Annotated in this window: 12 protein-coding genes; 3 read left to right on the forward strand and 9 right to left on the reverse strand. The window is 68.1% G+C overall.

The window, feature by feature from the left end:
- Nucleotides 1-10: 10 nt before the first annotated feature.
- From EHO50_RS18215 to EHO50_RS18260, 9 genes are all read right to left on the reverse strand, one after another.
- Nucleotides 11-1,162, reverse strand: a complete 1,152-nt coding sequence (locus tag EHO50_RS18215) for a ferritin-like domain-containing protein (RefSeq protein ID WP_128431190.1) — start codon at nucleotides 1,160-1,162, stop codon at nucleotides 11-13.
- A 164-nt stretch (nucleotides 1,163-1,326) separates the two neighbouring features.
- Nucleotides 1,327-2,241 carry a hypothetical protein gene (locus EHO50_RS18220; RefSeq protein WP_128431191.1) on the reverse strand — a complete coding sequence of 305 codons (915 nt, stop codon included), beginning with the start codon at nucleotides 2,239-2,241 and terminating at the stop codon, nucleotides 1,327-1,329.
- 609 nt (nucleotides 2,242-2,850) lie between these two features.
- The gene (locus EHO50_RS18230; RefSeq protein ID WP_128431192.1) at nucleotides 2,851-3,906 is read right to left on the reverse strand and encodes a LacI family DNA-binding transcriptional regulator; all 1,056 of its coding nucleotides are present in this window, start codon (nucleotides 3,904-3,906) and stop codon (nucleotides 2,851-2,853) included.
- Nucleotides 3,907-4,097: 191 nt separating this feature from the next.
- Complete coding sequence (locus EHO50_RS18235; RefSeq protein WP_128431193.1) at nucleotides 4,098-5,687, reverse strand: glycoside hydrolase family 43 protein; 1,590 nt, start codon at nucleotides 5,685-5,687, stop codon at nucleotides 4,098-4,100.
- A gap of 22 nt (nucleotides 5,688-5,709) precedes the next feature.
- Nucleotides 5,710-6,648, reverse strand: coding sequence for a carbohydrate ABC transporter permease (locus EHO50_RS18240; protein ID WP_246101215.1), 939 nt, complete (start codon nucleotides 6,646-6,648; stop codon nucleotides 5,710-5,712).
- Complete coding sequence (locus EHO50_RS18245; protein WP_128431194.1) at nucleotides 6,648-7,532, reverse strand: carbohydrate ABC transporter permease; 885 nt, start codon at nucleotides 7,530-7,532, stop codon at nucleotides 6,648-6,650. Before EHO50_RS18245 ends, EHO50_RS18240 begins: the two co-directional genes overlap by 1 nt.
- 10 nt (nucleotides 7,533-7,542) lie before the next feature.
- A complete protein-coding gene (locus tag EHO50_RS18250) occupies nucleotides 7,543-8,886 on the reverse strand; it encodes an ABC transporter substrate-binding protein (RefSeq protein ID WP_128431195.1) in 1,344 nt (447 codons plus the stop codon).
- A gap of 434 nt (nucleotides 8,887-9,320) precedes the next feature.
- A complete protein-coding gene (locus EHO50_RS18255) occupies nucleotides 9,321-10,409 on the reverse strand; it encodes a LacI family DNA-binding transcriptional regulator (RefSeq protein WP_128431196.1) in 1,089 nt (362 codons plus the stop codon).
- A gap of 426 nt (nucleotides 10,410-10,835) precedes the next feature.
- Nucleotides 10,836-11,849 (reverse strand): hydroxyacid dehydrogenase, encoded by a 1,014-nt coding sequence (locus EHO50_RS18260; RefSeq protein ID WP_181449644.1) that lies wholly within the window; start codon nucleotides 11,847-11,849, stop codon nucleotides 10,836-10,838.
- Between the two features lie 632 nt (nucleotides 11,850-12,481).
- Between EHO50_RS18260 and EHO50_RS18265 the strand changes: the two genes are divergently transcribed.
- The 3 genes from EHO50_RS18265 to EHO50_RS18275 are packed head-to-tail and all read left to right on the forward strand — an operon-like array spanning nucleotide 12,482 to nucleotide 15,674.
- Nucleotides 12,482-13,831: an extracellular solute-binding protein gene (locus EHO50_RS18265; protein ID WP_128431197.1), complete on the forward strand. Its 1,350-nt coding sequence runs from the start codon at nucleotides 12,482-12,484 to the stop codon at nucleotides 13,829-13,831.
- The gene (locus EHO50_RS18270; protein WP_128431198.1) at nucleotides 13,828-14,820 is read left to right on the forward strand and encodes a carbohydrate ABC transporter permease; all 993 of its coding nucleotides are present in this window, start codon (nucleotides 13,828-13,830) and stop codon (nucleotides 14,818-14,820) included. Before EHO50_RS18265 ends, EHO50_RS18270 begins: the two co-directional genes overlap by 4 nt.
- Nucleotides 14,817-15,674, forward strand: coding sequence for a carbohydrate ABC transporter permease (locus tag EHO50_RS18275; RefSeq protein ID WP_128431199.1), 858 nt, complete (start codon nucleotides 14,817-14,819; stop codon nucleotides 15,672-15,674). Before EHO50_RS18270 ends, EHO50_RS18275 begins: the two co-directional genes overlap by 4 nt.
- The last annotated feature ends 10 nt before the right edge of the window (nucleotides 15,675-15,684 follow it).

The raw sequence follows: 15,684 nt of genomic DNA on the forward strand, positions 1-15,684 counted from the left end.
CGTTACGGCGTCACGCTCGGCGACGCGGCTTGCGGAGCGCGCGGAACTGGGGGCCGTAGGTGCCCGGGGCGTAGCGGAGCGCCGTCTCCATCAGTTCCACGGCAGGATCCTCCAGCGCGCGCATGGCGTGCATGGCCGCGCTCAGGGCGCGGTGGCCGCCGCCGGACCAGGCCGCGTCAAGGCCGTCCAGCACGGTGCTGTAGGTGGCGTCGAAACGGAACAGGAGCTGCCCGACGTGGACGGGTGGGTGGGGCCAGCCACCGACCGGGACCCGGGCCATGGGGCGCACGTCGGGGAAGGGCACGGGCGCGCCGACGTACCTCCAGCCGTCGTCGGTCTGGCGCAGCTCCCGACCGTGGTAGATCTCGCCGAAGGCGTAGTAGTGCGCCGGGTAGTCGTCCTCGAACGAATCGGACGGTGAGCTGCCGGTGCCCTCGCCCTGCTCCCTGATGATCTCGATGGCGTGCTCGACGTCGTCGAGGGTCTCGACCGGATGCAGTTCGTCGGAAAAGACGTACTGGGACAGCTGCCCCCGCACCGACAGTTCCGGCTGCACCGTCCGGAACGCCCTCACCATCTCGGCGTAGAACTCGCCGACGGTGGGCGAGGTGCCCGCGCTCCGCACGAGCGATTCCTCGGGAGCCTCGATCGCCATCATCACGTCGCGCACGAAGGGCTTGGTCAGGCCCGACAGGTAGACGGTCACGCCGGCACGCACACCGCCGGGCAGCGGGCCGGGGAAGACGGGCGCGGCAGCCTTGATCTGTGGCTTTCCGCCCACGGCCACGAGCAGGTTGCTGACGATGCCCAGGTGGTACATCTCGTCGCCGACGATGCGCTTGATCATTCGTGCGACCTCACTGCGGCGGTCCTTGACGGACCACCAGCCGCACAAGTACGGAGGGATGGTGGCGAGTTCGAGCCCTACGGCGACCTGGAGGGCCGACCTGATCCAGTCGACTCCGCGGCCCTCCTGCGGAACGGCCAGCAGACGCGCCACGGATCCGAGACCGGGCGCGGCAAGCGGCGCGCCCTCCGGCAGCGCGGCAGCCTGCGCGGGACCGGCGACCGCGGCCGGTGCGCCTGCCGCCACGGCAGCCGACGCCAGGAAACTCCTGCGCCTCAACGGAGACACTGCCGACTCGTCCGGCTCTTCGCCCATAACCCGTCACCCTCGCCTCAGCTCATGGCTACGGCCCCGCTCTGCGCGATGCGCCCGGGACCCCTCGACAGCTCGCGAAGCTAGCAGCCGTCACCGCCGCCACCAGGGCAGACGAGCCGAGCGGCGCATCGACCACCCTGTCGGTCCAACGTGAGGGCGAGAGATCACTTCCAGGAATCGCTGCACCCGGGGACCCAACGCTGCGAGCAATCCACGAATGATTTGTCCGGGATGCTGAAGACGAGCTCCTGCTCCGGGCGCTCAGGGACGGACTCGGAGACGAAGGGCTTTCCGTTGTTCGTGATGACGGTCGAGTGCGTCTCGTCCGTGTATGTGAAGGTGGCTTTGAGATTGAATGAGCAGCGCGGCTTTCCTGTCGCTGCCTCCAGTCGCACCAGACCCGGGGACTCGGACCCGCCGACCGTGATGGCGTGGCGTGAGAAATAGGACTTTCCCTGATCCGACGAGTCCCGGTCGACGTTGATCGGGTCCCGCGGGTGGGAATCCAGATCCAGAAGCATCCCGGCCGCGGTGATCTCGCCCTGGCTCGGGAACTTGATCAGGGTTTTCGCGGCGAAGGTGTCGGCGCAGCGCAGGTCTGTTGCTTCAAGGCCGGTGATTGTCAGGGCATTGTCTCTCTCGCTGTGAATGTCCAGTTGGTAGACGCTCACTTGAGTCGGCATATCGGTGGGAAATGACGGGGGTTTCACGTACCGAACCTGCCGTGCCGCCATGATCGAGTCGAACTTGTCGATATCTTCCCTGTCCTGCAGGTCCAGTGCGAGTAGTTCGTCCAGTTCATTCGGTGTAAACGGTCGGTCGATGACGTGCACAGGGTTGTCCTCGGGCTCCTCAAGTCTCTTCACGACCGTGGTGAACGGCACCCTCGCCTCGTCCACTTCGAACTGGACAGCGTCGTCCTGAACGGCGTGGGCTTTGGCCCTCCACCGGTCGTAGACGTCCGCGCCGACGAAACCGGCCACGGCGAACAGTGCTGAGACTGCGAGCGAGGCGCCGACCAACACCCAGCGGCTCCGGCCGGACCGCGCGCCGGCGCCCGGGACGTACACGTCAGCCAAGTCGCCAATGACGGTGGGCGGAGCGGGCGTTGGCGCCGGGGGCAGCGGTGCTATCGGGGCGTGGGATGCCATTGGTGTGGGGAGGCTGTCAGAGACGAAGGTCGCCCCCGCGTCCGGCGAATCCCCTTGCGAGGGAATCCGTTCGAGACGCCATTCGAGACCGTGGCACCATGTACCGCATGACGACGAACCGAAAGGTCCATGCCGCGTAGACGGCCAGGACAGATCCGTGCCGGCGCCTCCGGCAGCCACCGGACAACAGGTGCAAGGCCAGTCATCGACGGCCTGTCTTCGCGTGCACTGTCCGAGATCATCCGTCTCGAGCACACGCGCAACTATCTGCAGCCAGGCGACGTCAGCGCGGCTGTGGGCCTGTGGAAGGACTACGTCCACCAGCCCGAGCGTGATCTGTGGCACGACTACGAGTGGGACAACGGGCACTGGTACTGCTGCGGCAACCCTCTCGAAGCCCGAGCCCTCCTCGACACCGTGATGCAGGCTATGTCGCCACGAAGCGCCCGCGAACTTCGAAAGATCGTCAGTCGGTCTGACGCCGTCTGGAACCTTCCGTCCCCGCCCTACGACGTGGGCGGAAGTTAAAGAACAAGCTCAGTAAGAGGACCGATCGCGCGGCTCGGCCGTGCTCGATCGCTCCACCAAGCGCGTCGACAGCTCCGTCCGCGTACTCTCCGGCCGGTCCCCGTCCATCATCCGCACCAGCAGACGCAGCGCCGTCGCCGCCATCTCCGACAGCGGCTGGCGGATCGTGGTGAGGGCCGGGGCGATCCAGCGGGCCTCCGGGAGATCGTCGAAGCCTACGACGCTGATGTCGTCCGGCACGCTCAACTCCCGTTCCGCCAGCGCCTCGTAGACCCCGAGGGCCATCCGGTCCGAGCAGACGAAGACGGCCGTCGGCGGCTCGGGCAGGTCGAGGAGGTCCAGCATGCGGCGGCGGGCCACCCCCTCGTCGAAGCTCGCGTGCCGGACGTACTCGGGACGGTGCCGCACCCCGGCCGAGGCGAGCGCGGAGCGGTAGCCGGCCACCCGGGCGGTGCTGCACATCTTGCGCTGATGACCGGCGATGACGGCGATGCGTTCGTGACCGAGCGAGAGGAGATGCTCGGTCGCCGTCACCCCGCCGTGCCAGTTCGCCGCCCCCACCGACACCACACCCGGCGGCGGTTCCAGCACCGGGTCGATCATCACGAACGGTATGCGGTGCTGCTCCAGCCACGCGTACTGCGACGCCGTCAGCTCGGCCAGGTTGAACAGCACCCCGGACGAGCCGCGCGCGATGAGCTTGTCCAGCCAGCCGCGCTCCGGGCGCCCGCCCCGCGTCCGGGTCAGCCCGGCCGAGACCACCACCTCCAGTCCCGCGTCGTGGGCCGCCTCCTCCACGCCGTGCAGCACAGCGCCCGACCACGAGGTGTCCAAGGAGTGCACGACGAGGTCGACCAGGCCCGGCGTCTTCGCCGCGTCGAAGCGGGGTCTGCGCACATAACCGAGCCGGTCCAGCGCCTCGGTGACCCGGCGCCGGGTCTCGGGAGCCACGTCCTCGCGGCCGTTGACCACCTTGGACGCGGTCGGCACGGACACCCCTGCCTCGCGGGCCACGACCGCCAGAGTCGGCCCGGCCGCCACGCTCGCAACTCCCGTACGGACCATCGGGAACCACCTCTCCGGCCCGCCCGAGGGCCATGAAAAGTTTCGACCAGCCGGAAACAGTAAGCGCTTCCTACCCTAGATTCGCCGCGAGGAGTCCGGAAGAGGCCGGAGTTCGCAGGAATCCACGGGTCGCGACTTTCGAAACTTCGAACATGCTCAGAGGGCTTGGGCCACCGGCTCAGGCGCTCGGGCTACCAGCAGGTGAGCCGGAATCCCGTGAAGTCGGCCGTGAAGGCCGAGTCGACCAGGTCCACGGCGTGCACGCCGGCCATCGCCCCGGTGAAGCGCAGCTTGGAGCCGTAGTCGTCGGAGAGCTTGGTGAAGTCCAGCGGCGGACCGACCGGCGTGCGGACGCCCTCGCGGACGTACCAGAACCGGGCCCGGCCGTCGTCGACCGTCACGCCCAAGGTCAACGGCACGCTCGCGTCCACCTCCACGACGGCCGCCTGCCGGGTGCCGAACTCCTCACGCTCCACGAGGCTGAGCACCGTACGGCCCTCACCTCGCCACTGCTGCCCGTGCTGTCCTTCGCCGTCGGGCTCCGCCCAGGTGAGGTCGAGGCTCAGATACGCCTCCGCGTTGTACCGGAGGACGAGCCCGGCGGCCTGCGTGAAGGTGCGCGGCCGCGCCTCGACGGTGACCTCGGCCTCGGCGCGGTGCTCGGTGATGCGCTGGGCGAGCAGACTGTGCGCCCACCGCGACTCGGGACCGTGCCGGCCGCGCAGCCGGATCCAGCCGGGGCGGGTGGTCGCGTCGGCCCAGCTCGGGTCGGCGTAGCCGCGCAGGGTGCTCCAGGGCCAGCCCAGCGGATCCTGGGAGTCGGCGAGGTGAGGCTCCGGCTCGGTGGGACGCGTCGGTACGTCGACCTCGACCGCCGGGTGCCAGCCCCCGTGCCGCAGCCGGGGCCAGCCCGCCTTGTCCCACGTCACCGCCTGGATGGCGGTCTCCCGCCCGAGGGGGCAGCGCGGGCCGTCCGGCGTCCGCAACGGCCGTGCCGTGAGGTGGCTCATCACCCACTCGCCGTCCGGCATCTCGACCAGCTCCGCGTGCCCGGCCTTCTGCAACGGCACTGACGGATCGTCGCGCGTCGTCAACAGGGGTTGGCTGTCGAGCTCGTACGGGCCGGTGATCGCACGACTGCGTGCCACCAGTACCCCGTGCTCGATCCCCGTGCCGCCCTCCGCGAGCACGAGATGGAACCAGCCGTCGCGGAGCAGCAACTTCGGCCCCTCGATGAGCCGTTCGTGCTGAAGCAGCAGATGCGTGTCGCCGACCGGCGCCAGGCTCTCACGGTCCAGCTCGGTCAGGACGATCCCGGCGAAACGCTGACCGCTCGGCCGGTGGTCGCTCTGCATGTTGAGCAGCCACAGCCGGCCCTCGTGATGGAAGAGCGCGGGGTCGAAGCCGTGGCTCGCGATGCGACGCGGGGCACTCCACTTGGCGTCGACGTCCGCGGCCGTGGTGACGTACGTGTCCAGGTCGAAGTACGGCGTCCCGACCGAGCGCACGACCGCGTACACCACCCAGAACCGCTCCCCGTCCCAGCTCAGCGACGGCGCCCAGATGCCACCCGAGTCGGGGACACCTGCGAGCGAGTCACCGGGGACCGCGCCCCGGACATGGCCCGCGTACTCCCAGTGGGCCAGGTCCCGGGAGCGGTGGATCGGGATCGTGGGGAACCACTCGAACGAACTGGTCGCCACGTAGTACCAGTCGCCGACCCGGACCAGGGAGGGGTCCGGGGCGAAACCGCGGAGGACGGGATTGTGCAGCAGGGTCACTCGAACACTCCCAGGGCGACGGTCACTTGAGGGCCCCCAATGTCACGCCGGTCCGCCAGTAGCGCCGCATCGCGACCATCATGATCGCCATCGGGACGATGGACAGCAGCGCGCCCGTCAGGACGAGGCTGGTCACGTCGATGCCCGACTCCAGGCGTTTGCCGGACCAGTTGTACAGACCCAGGTTGAGCGTCCAGTTCTCCTCGCCACGCAGCACGGTCAGCGGGAGGAAGAACGCGTTCCAGGTGTTGACGAAGGCGAGCAGGAAGACCGTCGCGCCGCCCGTCGTCATCATCCGCAGCACGATGCTGAAGAAGATCCGCAGCTCACCGGCGCCGTCGAGACGGGCCGCCTCCAGCAGCTCGAACGGGATGGTGGCCTCGGTGTAGACCTTGGCCAGATACACGCTGAACGGGTTGATCAGACAGGGGATCAGCATCGCCCAGGGGGTGTCGACCATGCCGATCGCCGAGAACAGCAGATACAGCGGCAGGGTCAGCAGCGCGATCGGGATCAGGAAGGAGCCGACCACGCACGCGAACACCGCCCCCCGCCCGGGAAAGTCGAAGCGGGCGAGGCCGTAGCCCGTCGCCAGTGCGATCAGCGTGCCGCCGAGGGAGCCGACACCGGCGTACAGGAACGAGTTGGCGGTCCAGCGCAGGAAGATGCCGTCCTCGTAGGTGAAGACCTGCTGGAGGTTGTCCCACAGATGCCAGCCCGAGAACCACAGCCCGTTGCTCTGGTACAGCCCCACGCGGTCCTTCGTCGCGGCGATCATCAGCCAGTACACCGGGAAGAGGCTGTAGGCGCTGGCCAGGATCAGCCCGAGCAGCACGAAGCGCTGGCCGCCCTTGGAACGTGAGGCCGCATCCGGGTTGGTGAGCCGGCGGACGGTACGCCCGCGAGGGGGCACGGCGGCCGTTTCCGCTCCGTTTTCCTTGACGTTTTCCGTCAGCGCCATCAGTCCGCCTCCCTCGAGGTCAGCCGGTAGAAGAGGAAGGACGCCAGACCGAGGATCAGGGCGAGCAGCACCGACAGGGCCGCGGCGTAGTGGTAGTTGGCGGCATTGAACGCCTGGTTGTAGATGATCATGATCGGGGTGAAGCTGTCGCTGACCGTCTCCGGAGTCACGTTCCGGAACAGCGCGGGCTCGTTGAAGATCTGCAGCATCTGGATGATCGACAGCAGAGCGGTCAGCACCAACGCCCCGCGCACGAACGGGATCTTGATGCTCAGTGCGATCCGTAGCTCCGAGGCACCGTCCAGCCGCGCGGCCTCGAACAGCTCGCGGGGCACGCCCTGGAGGGCGGCGTAGATGATCACCATGTTGTAGCCGATGCCGTGCCAGGTCAGCAGGTTGCCGATGGCGGGCCACACCATGGAGGGCGAGAAGAAGTTCCAGTCGAAGCCGAAGAGTTCACCGAGCGGGGTCAGCGGACCCACCGCGGGGCTGTACAGATTGATCCACACGAGGGCGGCGACGACGCCCGGGATCATGTACGGCACCAGCAGCAGGATCCGGAACCGGCCGGCCGCCTTCGCCGTGACCGCGTCCAGGAGGAGCGCCAGCAGCAGGCTGATGAGCAGCATGAACGGGATCTGGACGCAGGCGAACAGCACCACCCGCAGGATGGAGGTCATGAACGCCGAGTCGGTCAGGCCCTTGCCGTAGTTGTCCAGGCCGACGAACTCCGTGGTCGCGCCGCCGAGCCCCAGCCCGGACGACTTCTCCAGGAACAGTGACTGGTAGACCGCGTAACCGATCGGAAGCAGATAGAGGAAGACGAAGCCGAGCTGGAAGGGCACCGTGAACGCGGCGCCCTTCCAGCGCTGGGAGCGAATCATCGAGTCTGCCTCAGCCCTTGACGCTGATGCCGCGCTGCTTGAGGTCGTCGACCGTCCACTCCTGCATGTGCGCCAGGAGGTCGGTGACCTTCTGCTTCTTGCTGACGACCTTGGCCCACTCGGCCTGCATCTCGGTGAACATCGCGGTCCAGTTCGGGCCGAAGGTCCAGCCGGTGCGGACGGTACCCAGGCTGTCCGTGACGACCTTCTTGGCCGGCTCGTAGTTCTTGCCGAGCAGCTTCTCGGAGATCGCCTCGGAGACATACGCATCGCTGTCGGCCAGCGCCGGCATCACACCGCTGCCGGTCTCCGGGCTCGCCATGGTCTTGACCGCACCGGTGTCGGTGGACATCCACAGCGCCGCCTCGGCGGCCTGCTCCTTGTTCTTGCACTGCTCGCTGACCAGGGTCAGGTTGCCGCTCTGGTTGGTGCCGGCCGGCGTCCGGGCCGCCTCGCCCGCGAAGGTCGGCCACGGGGCGAGCGCCCAGTCGCCGAAGGACTTGGTGAAGTTCTGCACCATGCCGGACATCTGCCAGGTGGAGATCTGCCGGGTCGCGGTGGCGCCGGTGTCGAAGCTGCGCTGCACGGCCGCGTAGTCGGCGAAGGACAGCTTGGCGTTCAGGTCGTTGTCGATGATCTCCTGGATCACCTTGGCGGCCTTCAGCGTGCCCTCGTCCTGGAAGTCGACCTTCCACGAGTCGCCGTCGATGCTGTACCAGTTCGCCCCGGCCTGCATGGCCAGCACCTCCAGGGTGCTCGGGTCCTCACCGGCGTAGTTGGTGATCTCGATGCCGTGCTTCTTCAGTTCCTTGCCGGCGGCGATGAAGTCGTCCCAGGTCGCCGGGGCCTTCAGGCCGTACTTCTGGAAGATGTCGGTGCGGTAGATGGTGAAGGCCGGCGCCGAGGCGGTGGGCACGCCGTAGACCTTGCCCTGGACCTGGCCGGTGGCCCACGAGCCGGGGTTGAACTTGTCCTTGTCGGCCTCGACGTACTTCGTGATGTCGGCGAGCGCACCCTGCGCGACCCAACTGGTCACGTACTCACCGGTGTTCTGCAGCAGACAGGGCGCGTTGCCCGCCTTGACGGCGTTGGTCAGCTGCTTCTGCATGGTCAGCTGGTCGGTGACCTTGGTGTACTTGAGCTGGATGTCCTTGTGGCCGGCGTTGAACGCCTTGACGACGGCCTCCTGGCCGTTGGCCCAGCCCCAGAAGTCGAGGGTGACGGGGCCGGAGGCGTTGGAACCGGAGTCCGAGTCTCCGGAGCCGGATCCGCCACAGGCGGCGAGCAGACCTGTCAGAGCGATTCCCGCAACGGCGGCGGAGGCGAACCTTCTCCGGGGGCTGGTGAAGTTCATCTGACCGTGATCCTTCGGAATGAGTGCGTTCTATCGGAACGGCGGCGGCTCGGTGGTGCTGGCCAGGAACGGCGGCCGGAAACCATCGGCTCGCGGTTGCGGGGGGTCGGCCAAGCAGAAGCTGTAGTAAGCGGTTGCAGGGACGGTAGGCCGACGCCTTCGTCCATAGCAAGAGGTGCGCGGCAATTTGTTACTTCGGTTTGTCGGCGGGATCACCCTGCGATGACGCGTCGACAGCTCCCAGCAACTCCCACATACCCGCAGGTCAAGCACGTCGGGCCGAGAGCCGCGACGACCGAGGACAAGGCTCTGGGCAACCCGGAGAGGGGCCGAAAAACCCGAAGAAACCGATTACGTAACGCATGCTCAGCCACGCGTAACAGCGATGCGCGGGAGGGGCCTCTCCGACTGGCCCCTCCGACTGGCCTCTCCGACTAGCCCCTCCGGCTCGGCGGCCGTACGGAGTTGCGTACGACGACATGGGTGCCCAGCACCAGATGGTCGCCGTCACTGCCCTTGCGGCGGCCCGCGCCGCCCTCCCGCCGGTCGGCCACGGCACGCAGCGCGACCCGGCCCATCTCCTCGTACGGCACGTGGACGGTGGTGAGTTGGGGGGTGAGCTGGGAGGCGAGCGGAATGTCGTCGTAGCCGACGATCGACACGTCCTCGGGCACCCGCAACCCCGCCGCGCGCAGCGCCTGCATGGCCCCGGCGGCGACCACATCCGTCCCGGCGAGGACGGCGGTGAAGTCCGGCGTCTCCTCCAGGGCGGCCTCGACGGCCTCGTACCCGTGCTCGTAGTCGTACGGACCATGCCGTACCAGCCCAGGTTCGAACGGTACGCCGTACGCCTCGAAGGCACGCTGGGCGCCTCTCAAACGGCCCTGGGCGGTGGTGAGTTCGGCGTGCCCCGGCAGCACCAGGACCCGACGGTGCCCGGCCGACAGCAAATGGCTGGCCATGGCATAGGCGCCGCCTTCGTTGTCGTAGTCCACCGTCGTCGCCGGCACATCACCCTCCAGCGGCGGCCTGCCCACCAGCACCAGATGCGACCCGGCGGCATCGAGGGAGCGGGCGAACCGGGCCATGCGCAGCTGGTACTCGTCGTAGTCGTAGGCCCCGCCCAGCAGCACCACCGCAGCGACACCCTGCTGGCGCATCAGGTTGACCAGCGCGAGCTCCCGCTCCGGGTCGTCCCCGGTGGTCCCCACCAGCGAAAGCCAGCCCCGCAGCGTGGCCGCACCCTCCACACCCTTGGCCACATGGGCGAACGCGGCGCCGGTGATGTTGTTGATGAGGATGGCCACGGTGGGCGTACCGCCGCCGGCCAGGGAGCGGGCGTGGGCGTTGGTGACGTAGTCCAGGTCCCGGACGACCTTCATCACCCGGCGGCGCAGATCCTCCGACACCGGGTAGTTGCCGGACAGGACGCGCGACACGCTGGCGACGGAGACGCCCGCGCGCTCCGCGACGTCCCGGATGGTGGCCCGACCGGCGTCACCGGCCACCTTGCGCTGACTCACCCTTGCGGCTCCTTCACCGTCGCCCCTGCCTCACAGAAACCGTATCCCATACACTCTCCGGCCCCCTGTGCCCGCGTAACACCAAGCACCGCCCACTGGAGCCCTCCAACGCCGGGCAAGTGCCCACCAACCTGCACTGGGCCGACGACACCGGCCGCGAGGGAGCCGAAGGGCGCGCCGGTGTCGAGACGGCTGGGGGTACCCCCTCTGGGGGAGCGCGGAGGCGCGAAGCGCTGAGCACGATCGCCGTCTCGACACCGGCTGAAAGCGCCCGTAGGCGACCGAGCCAAACATTCGGCACACCAGCTGCAGGGCTCTCGGCTCCAGCGCTCTCAGCTGCAGGGCTCTCGGCCCCAGTGCTCCCAGCTGCAGGACTCGCAGCCCCAGCGCCCTCAGCCCCACCGCCCCACACCTCCCACCTCACCCTCAAGCCACCCGAGCCAAATCAGCATGCTGCACCTCATGCACCAACGCCCCGCCCGCCACCACCCGCTCCAACTCCTCCACCACGATCCGCCCGAGCCGCTCCAGCTCGTTCCCGAGCGACCCGGCGATATGAGGCGTGAGGATGACGTTCGGCAGGTGGTACAGCGGCGACCCCGCAGGCAACGGTTCCGGCTCGGTCACGTCGAGAATCGCGTGCAGTCGCCCGGAGACGAGCTCGTCCGTGAGCGCCGCGGGATCGACGAGCGCACCCCGCGAGGTGTTGATCAGCACGCCGCCGTCCCGGATCAGGCTCAGCCGTTCCCCGTCGAGCATCCGGTACGTCTCGGGGATGTCCGGCGCGTGCAGGCTGACGATGTCGCTGTGCCGCAGGAGGTCCTCCAGCGACAGGAGTTCGGCGCCGAGTTCGGCGGCTTCGGCGGGGCTGACGTACGGGTCGTGCAACAGCACCGTGAAGTCGAACGGCCGCAGCAGTTCCAGCAGCCGTCTGCCGACTCGGGACGCCCCGATGACGCCGACGCGGCGTCCGACGTTGCCGATCGGGGCGGTCTCGGTATGGGTCGGGTAGGCGTGCGTGGAGCGGAAGCGCTCCCGGAAGGAGAAGGTGTCCTTCCCGGCGAGCAGGATCATGGCGAGCGTGTACTCGGCGACCGGCAGTGCGTTGGCGGTGACCGCGCTGGAGACGGTGATCCCGGCCTTCCACAGCGCGTCGCCGACGAGTGAGCGGACCGAGCCGGCGGCGTGCAGCACGGCGCGTAGCTGGGGCGCGGCGGCGAGGACGTCGGCGTCGAGCCGGGGGCAGCCCCAGCCGGTGATCAGTACCTCGGTGCGGGCGAGGACCTCGGCGGCTGCCGGGTCGGTGAAGTCCTGTACGACGAGCGCCGGGTCGAGCTGGGACGCCTGCGTCAGGCGGGCCATCAGCGGCGGCGGGAAGAGCAGGGGGAGGTGCACCGGATCCATCGCGAACACGGCCCTCGGTGGGAGCGGGCTGGGCATGGCTCTCCTGAGACACTGAGTGGAAACATTTTCAGAAAGCGCCTTCTACCGTAGATCTGGCGGAAGGGCCGGTCAATCACCCGGATGAGGAGCGGAGTTCCGGGGGTCGTGCGGGTGGCGTTCTGGGCTGGCTTGCACCGCGAGCAGATCTCACCGAAATCGGTTTCCTGGTGTTCCTGTGCGTTCCCGCGTCGTCGCCCCGTTCCCGGGTGCCGCAAGGTGGTGTCGCAAGGTGGTGTCGCGAGGTCGCGACTGTCTCAGCGGTTGGTATGGCTTTCGGTGGTCTGTCGGCGCCTGTCGGCAGCTGCCGGTAGCCGTCGCCCAACCCGCCAGCAACCGGTTCCCGCCAGCCCGCCCCACCTCGCCACCCAAATCCCCACCGACTGCGCTGATCAGCCCGTGTTTCCGAGGCCGCGCAGTTCCCCGGCGACCATGAAGCCGAGGTTACACAGTCTTTTCGAAAGTTCGTCAAGGCTCTTGACGCCGTTTCCGGACCGGAAGAAGCTCTGCCCCAACGTACGACAACCGGTTGTCAATCTGGCCGGTTCTCGACCGTCGAGTCGCTCCATGGTCGATGTCGAGTCGCTCCATGGTCGACATAGCGAACGAACAGAGCAGGAGGTGGTGCGCTCATGCGCCCACATGCCGGTGCCGCGCTGAGCCGCCGCCGATTCCTCAGCCTCTCCGCGGGCGGCGCCGCGGCCGGTGCGGCGGCGCTGAGCGGCTGTGCGATGCAGGTGTCGAACGCCGTCAGCGGCTCCGGTGAGACCGTCACGGTGATGGCCAAGGCCGACGACATCTCGCCGGAGCTGATCAAGCAGGCCCAGAAGGACATCGGCGTCAAGATCAACACGGTGCTGTACAGCACCAGCAAGCTGATCGCGATGATGACCAACGGCAACCCGCCCGACCTGGTGCGCGGCGTCGGTGCCGTGGACGCCCCGTACTACGCGGCCCGGGGTGTGATGGAGGACCTGGACCCGTACTTCGCCAAGAGCAGCGTGCTCAAGCTCGACGACCTGGACCCGGTCAACGACCTGTGGCGCTACGACGGCCGCACCCAGGGCAAGGGCCCGCGCTACGGCATGGCGAAGGACTTCTCCCAGGACTCCATGTTCTGGTACAACACCGGGCTCTTCGACGAGGCAGGCGTGGACTACCCGGCGGAGCTGGAGCCGGTCACCTACGAAGAGTGGCTGGACAAGGCCAAGCGGCTGACCCGGCGCAAGAACGGCCAGACGACCGTCTTCGGCGGCAGCTACAACGGCGTGCTCACCCCCAATCTCCTGGCGAGCCTCACGGTGGCCGCCGGCGGGAACCTCTTCACCGACGACTTCTCCCGGGTCGACTTCACCGCGCCGGAGGCCCGCAAGGCGCTCGGCTGGTACATCGACTACTGCCGGACCAAGGTCGGGCCCAGCATCATCCAGCCCGACCCCAACACCTGGGACGGGCCCACCTTCCAGGCGAACCGGCTGGCCATGTCGAACTCGGGCTACTGGCTCGGCGGCCTGATCAACGCCGACAAGAAGCTGGCGCCCCTGTCCCGGCTGGCCCCCGCCCCGTTCTTCGAGGGCGGCACCCGGGTCAGTCCCTGCCAGGCCGGCACCGGTTTCTGGATACCGAGCAAGTCGCACAACAAGGACGCCGCTTGGCGGGTCTTCGAGTGGTTCTTCGGTGAGGCGCCGGCCAAGGCGCGTGCCTCCGGCGGCTGGGGCATTCCGACCCTGAAGTCCCTGCGCTCGCTGATGCCGGCCCAGGAGGACTACCAGAAGCGCGTGTTGAAGGTGCAGGAGGCCGAGCTGAAGCACTACTCGGTGATCGCCTTCACGCCGTACGCCACCGCGGACTCGCTTCTCGGCCTCTTCAACCAGATCGCCCCGGCCGCCATGAACGGCGAGATGTCCGTCGACACCCTCGCCCGGCGCCTGAACTCGGCCATGAACGAGCAGCTCAAGCGTGGTAAGGAGCAGGTGGGATGACGGTCGATCAGATCCCTTCGGTCGTGGACCGGTGCGGTTCCGCCCCGGCCGCGGGGCAGTCCCGGCCCCGGCCGCACACCTCCATCGCCACCCGCAGGCACCGGGCGTTCTACATGTTCGCCTCGCCCTGGATCATCGGGTTCGCGCTGCTGACCATCGCGCCGATGGCGTACGCGCTGTGGCTGAGCTTCACCACCTTCGACGGCCTCTCGCCCAACTGGCATTACGTCGGTCTCGGTAACTACCGCGAGCTGTTCTCCGACTCCCAGACCTGGAACTCCCTGGGCCGCACCGGTCTGTTCGCGATCACCTCGGTGCCGCTGTCGATCATCGCGGGGCTCGGGCTCGCCGTACTGGTCAACCGGCCGCTCAAGGCACGCGGCCTGTTCCGCACCCTGCTGTACCTGCCCGCGGTGGTGCCGCCGGTGGGCGCGGGCCTGGCGTTCAAGCAGCTCTTCGACCAGAACTCGGGTGCCGCCAACGGTGCGTTGAACCTCTTCGGCGTCGACGCCCTCGGCTGGCTCGCCGACCCCTACGCCCGCTACGTACTGATCATGACGGTGCTCTGGACGGCCGGAAACATCATGATCATCTCGCTGGCCGGGCTCCAGGACATCCCCCGCGAGCTCCTCGAAGCGGCCCGCCTCGACGGCGCGAGCGCCTGGCGGAGCTTTCGCAGCATCACCGTACCGCTGCTGTCGCCGGTGCTGCTCTTCCAGACCGTGACCGGCGTCATCGCCTCGGTGCAGACCATCATGCCGCTGCTGCTGGCGCCCGACCCCACCCCGGCCGGTATCACCGCGCTCCCGCAGTCCAACTACCTCTACATGATGCACGTGTTCGCGGAGTACTTCGCGTTCGGCCGCTACGGCTACGCCTCCGCGCTGCTGTGGGTGCTCTTCGTCCTGATCCTCGTCGCGACCGGACTGATCTTCAAGGCCACGTCCGGCGTGGTGTTCTACAACGTCGACCCGGAGGCGAAGAAGTGACCGCCACGAGCCTGACCCCCAAGTCCGCACCCCGGATACGTGTGAACCGTCTCGTCCTCTACACGGTCCTCGTCGCGATCACCGGCCTGTTCCTGGGCCCTTTCGGCTGGCTGGTCATCTCCGGCCTGAAGACCCCGGCCGAGCTTGCGGCCTCTCCCGTGCACTGGCTGCCCGACCAGGTCCAGTGGCACAACTTCGCCGACGCCTTCAACCTCATCGACTTCCTCGGCTACGCCCGCAACTCCCTGGTCATCTCGCTCATCTACGCCACCCTGGTCACCCTCAGTTCCGCCTGGGTCGGCTTCGGCTTCGCCCGCCTCGAAGCCCCCGGCAAGAAGACCCTGTTCGGCATCCTGCTCGGTTCGATGATGCTGCCCCAGATGATCACCCTGCTGCCGACCTACCTGATCTTCGCCAAGCTCGGCATGGTCGACACATACTGGCCGTGGGTGCTGTGGGGCCTGTCCGCCGCCCCCTATCTGGTCTTCCTCTTCCGCCAGTTCTTCGCCGGCCTTCCTCGCGAGCTGGAGGAGGCGGCGATCGTCGACGGCTGCGGCTACACGGCCATCTTCTGGCGGATCTTCCTCCCGCAGTCCTGGCCGGTGCTGTCCGCGAGCTTCGTGATCGCCTTCACCTGGACCTGGGGCGACTACATCGCCCCCCAGCTGCTGCTGTCCACCGACCGCACCACCCTCGCGGTCGCGGTCATGTCCACCTACGTCACCTCGGCCGGCACCCCGGTCACCAACCTCCAGGCCGCCGCCTCCGTGATGTACGTCGTCCCGATCCTGCTGATCTTCCTGATCGCCCAGCGTGGGTTCGTCGCCGGGATGTCGACCTCCGGTCTCAAGTGACCGTGACCTG

This window comes from Streptomyces cyaneus, assembly GCF_004028635.1.
Lineage (GTDB): Bacteria > Actinomycetota > Actinomycetes > Streptomycetales > Streptomycetaceae > Streptomyces > Streptomyces cyaneus.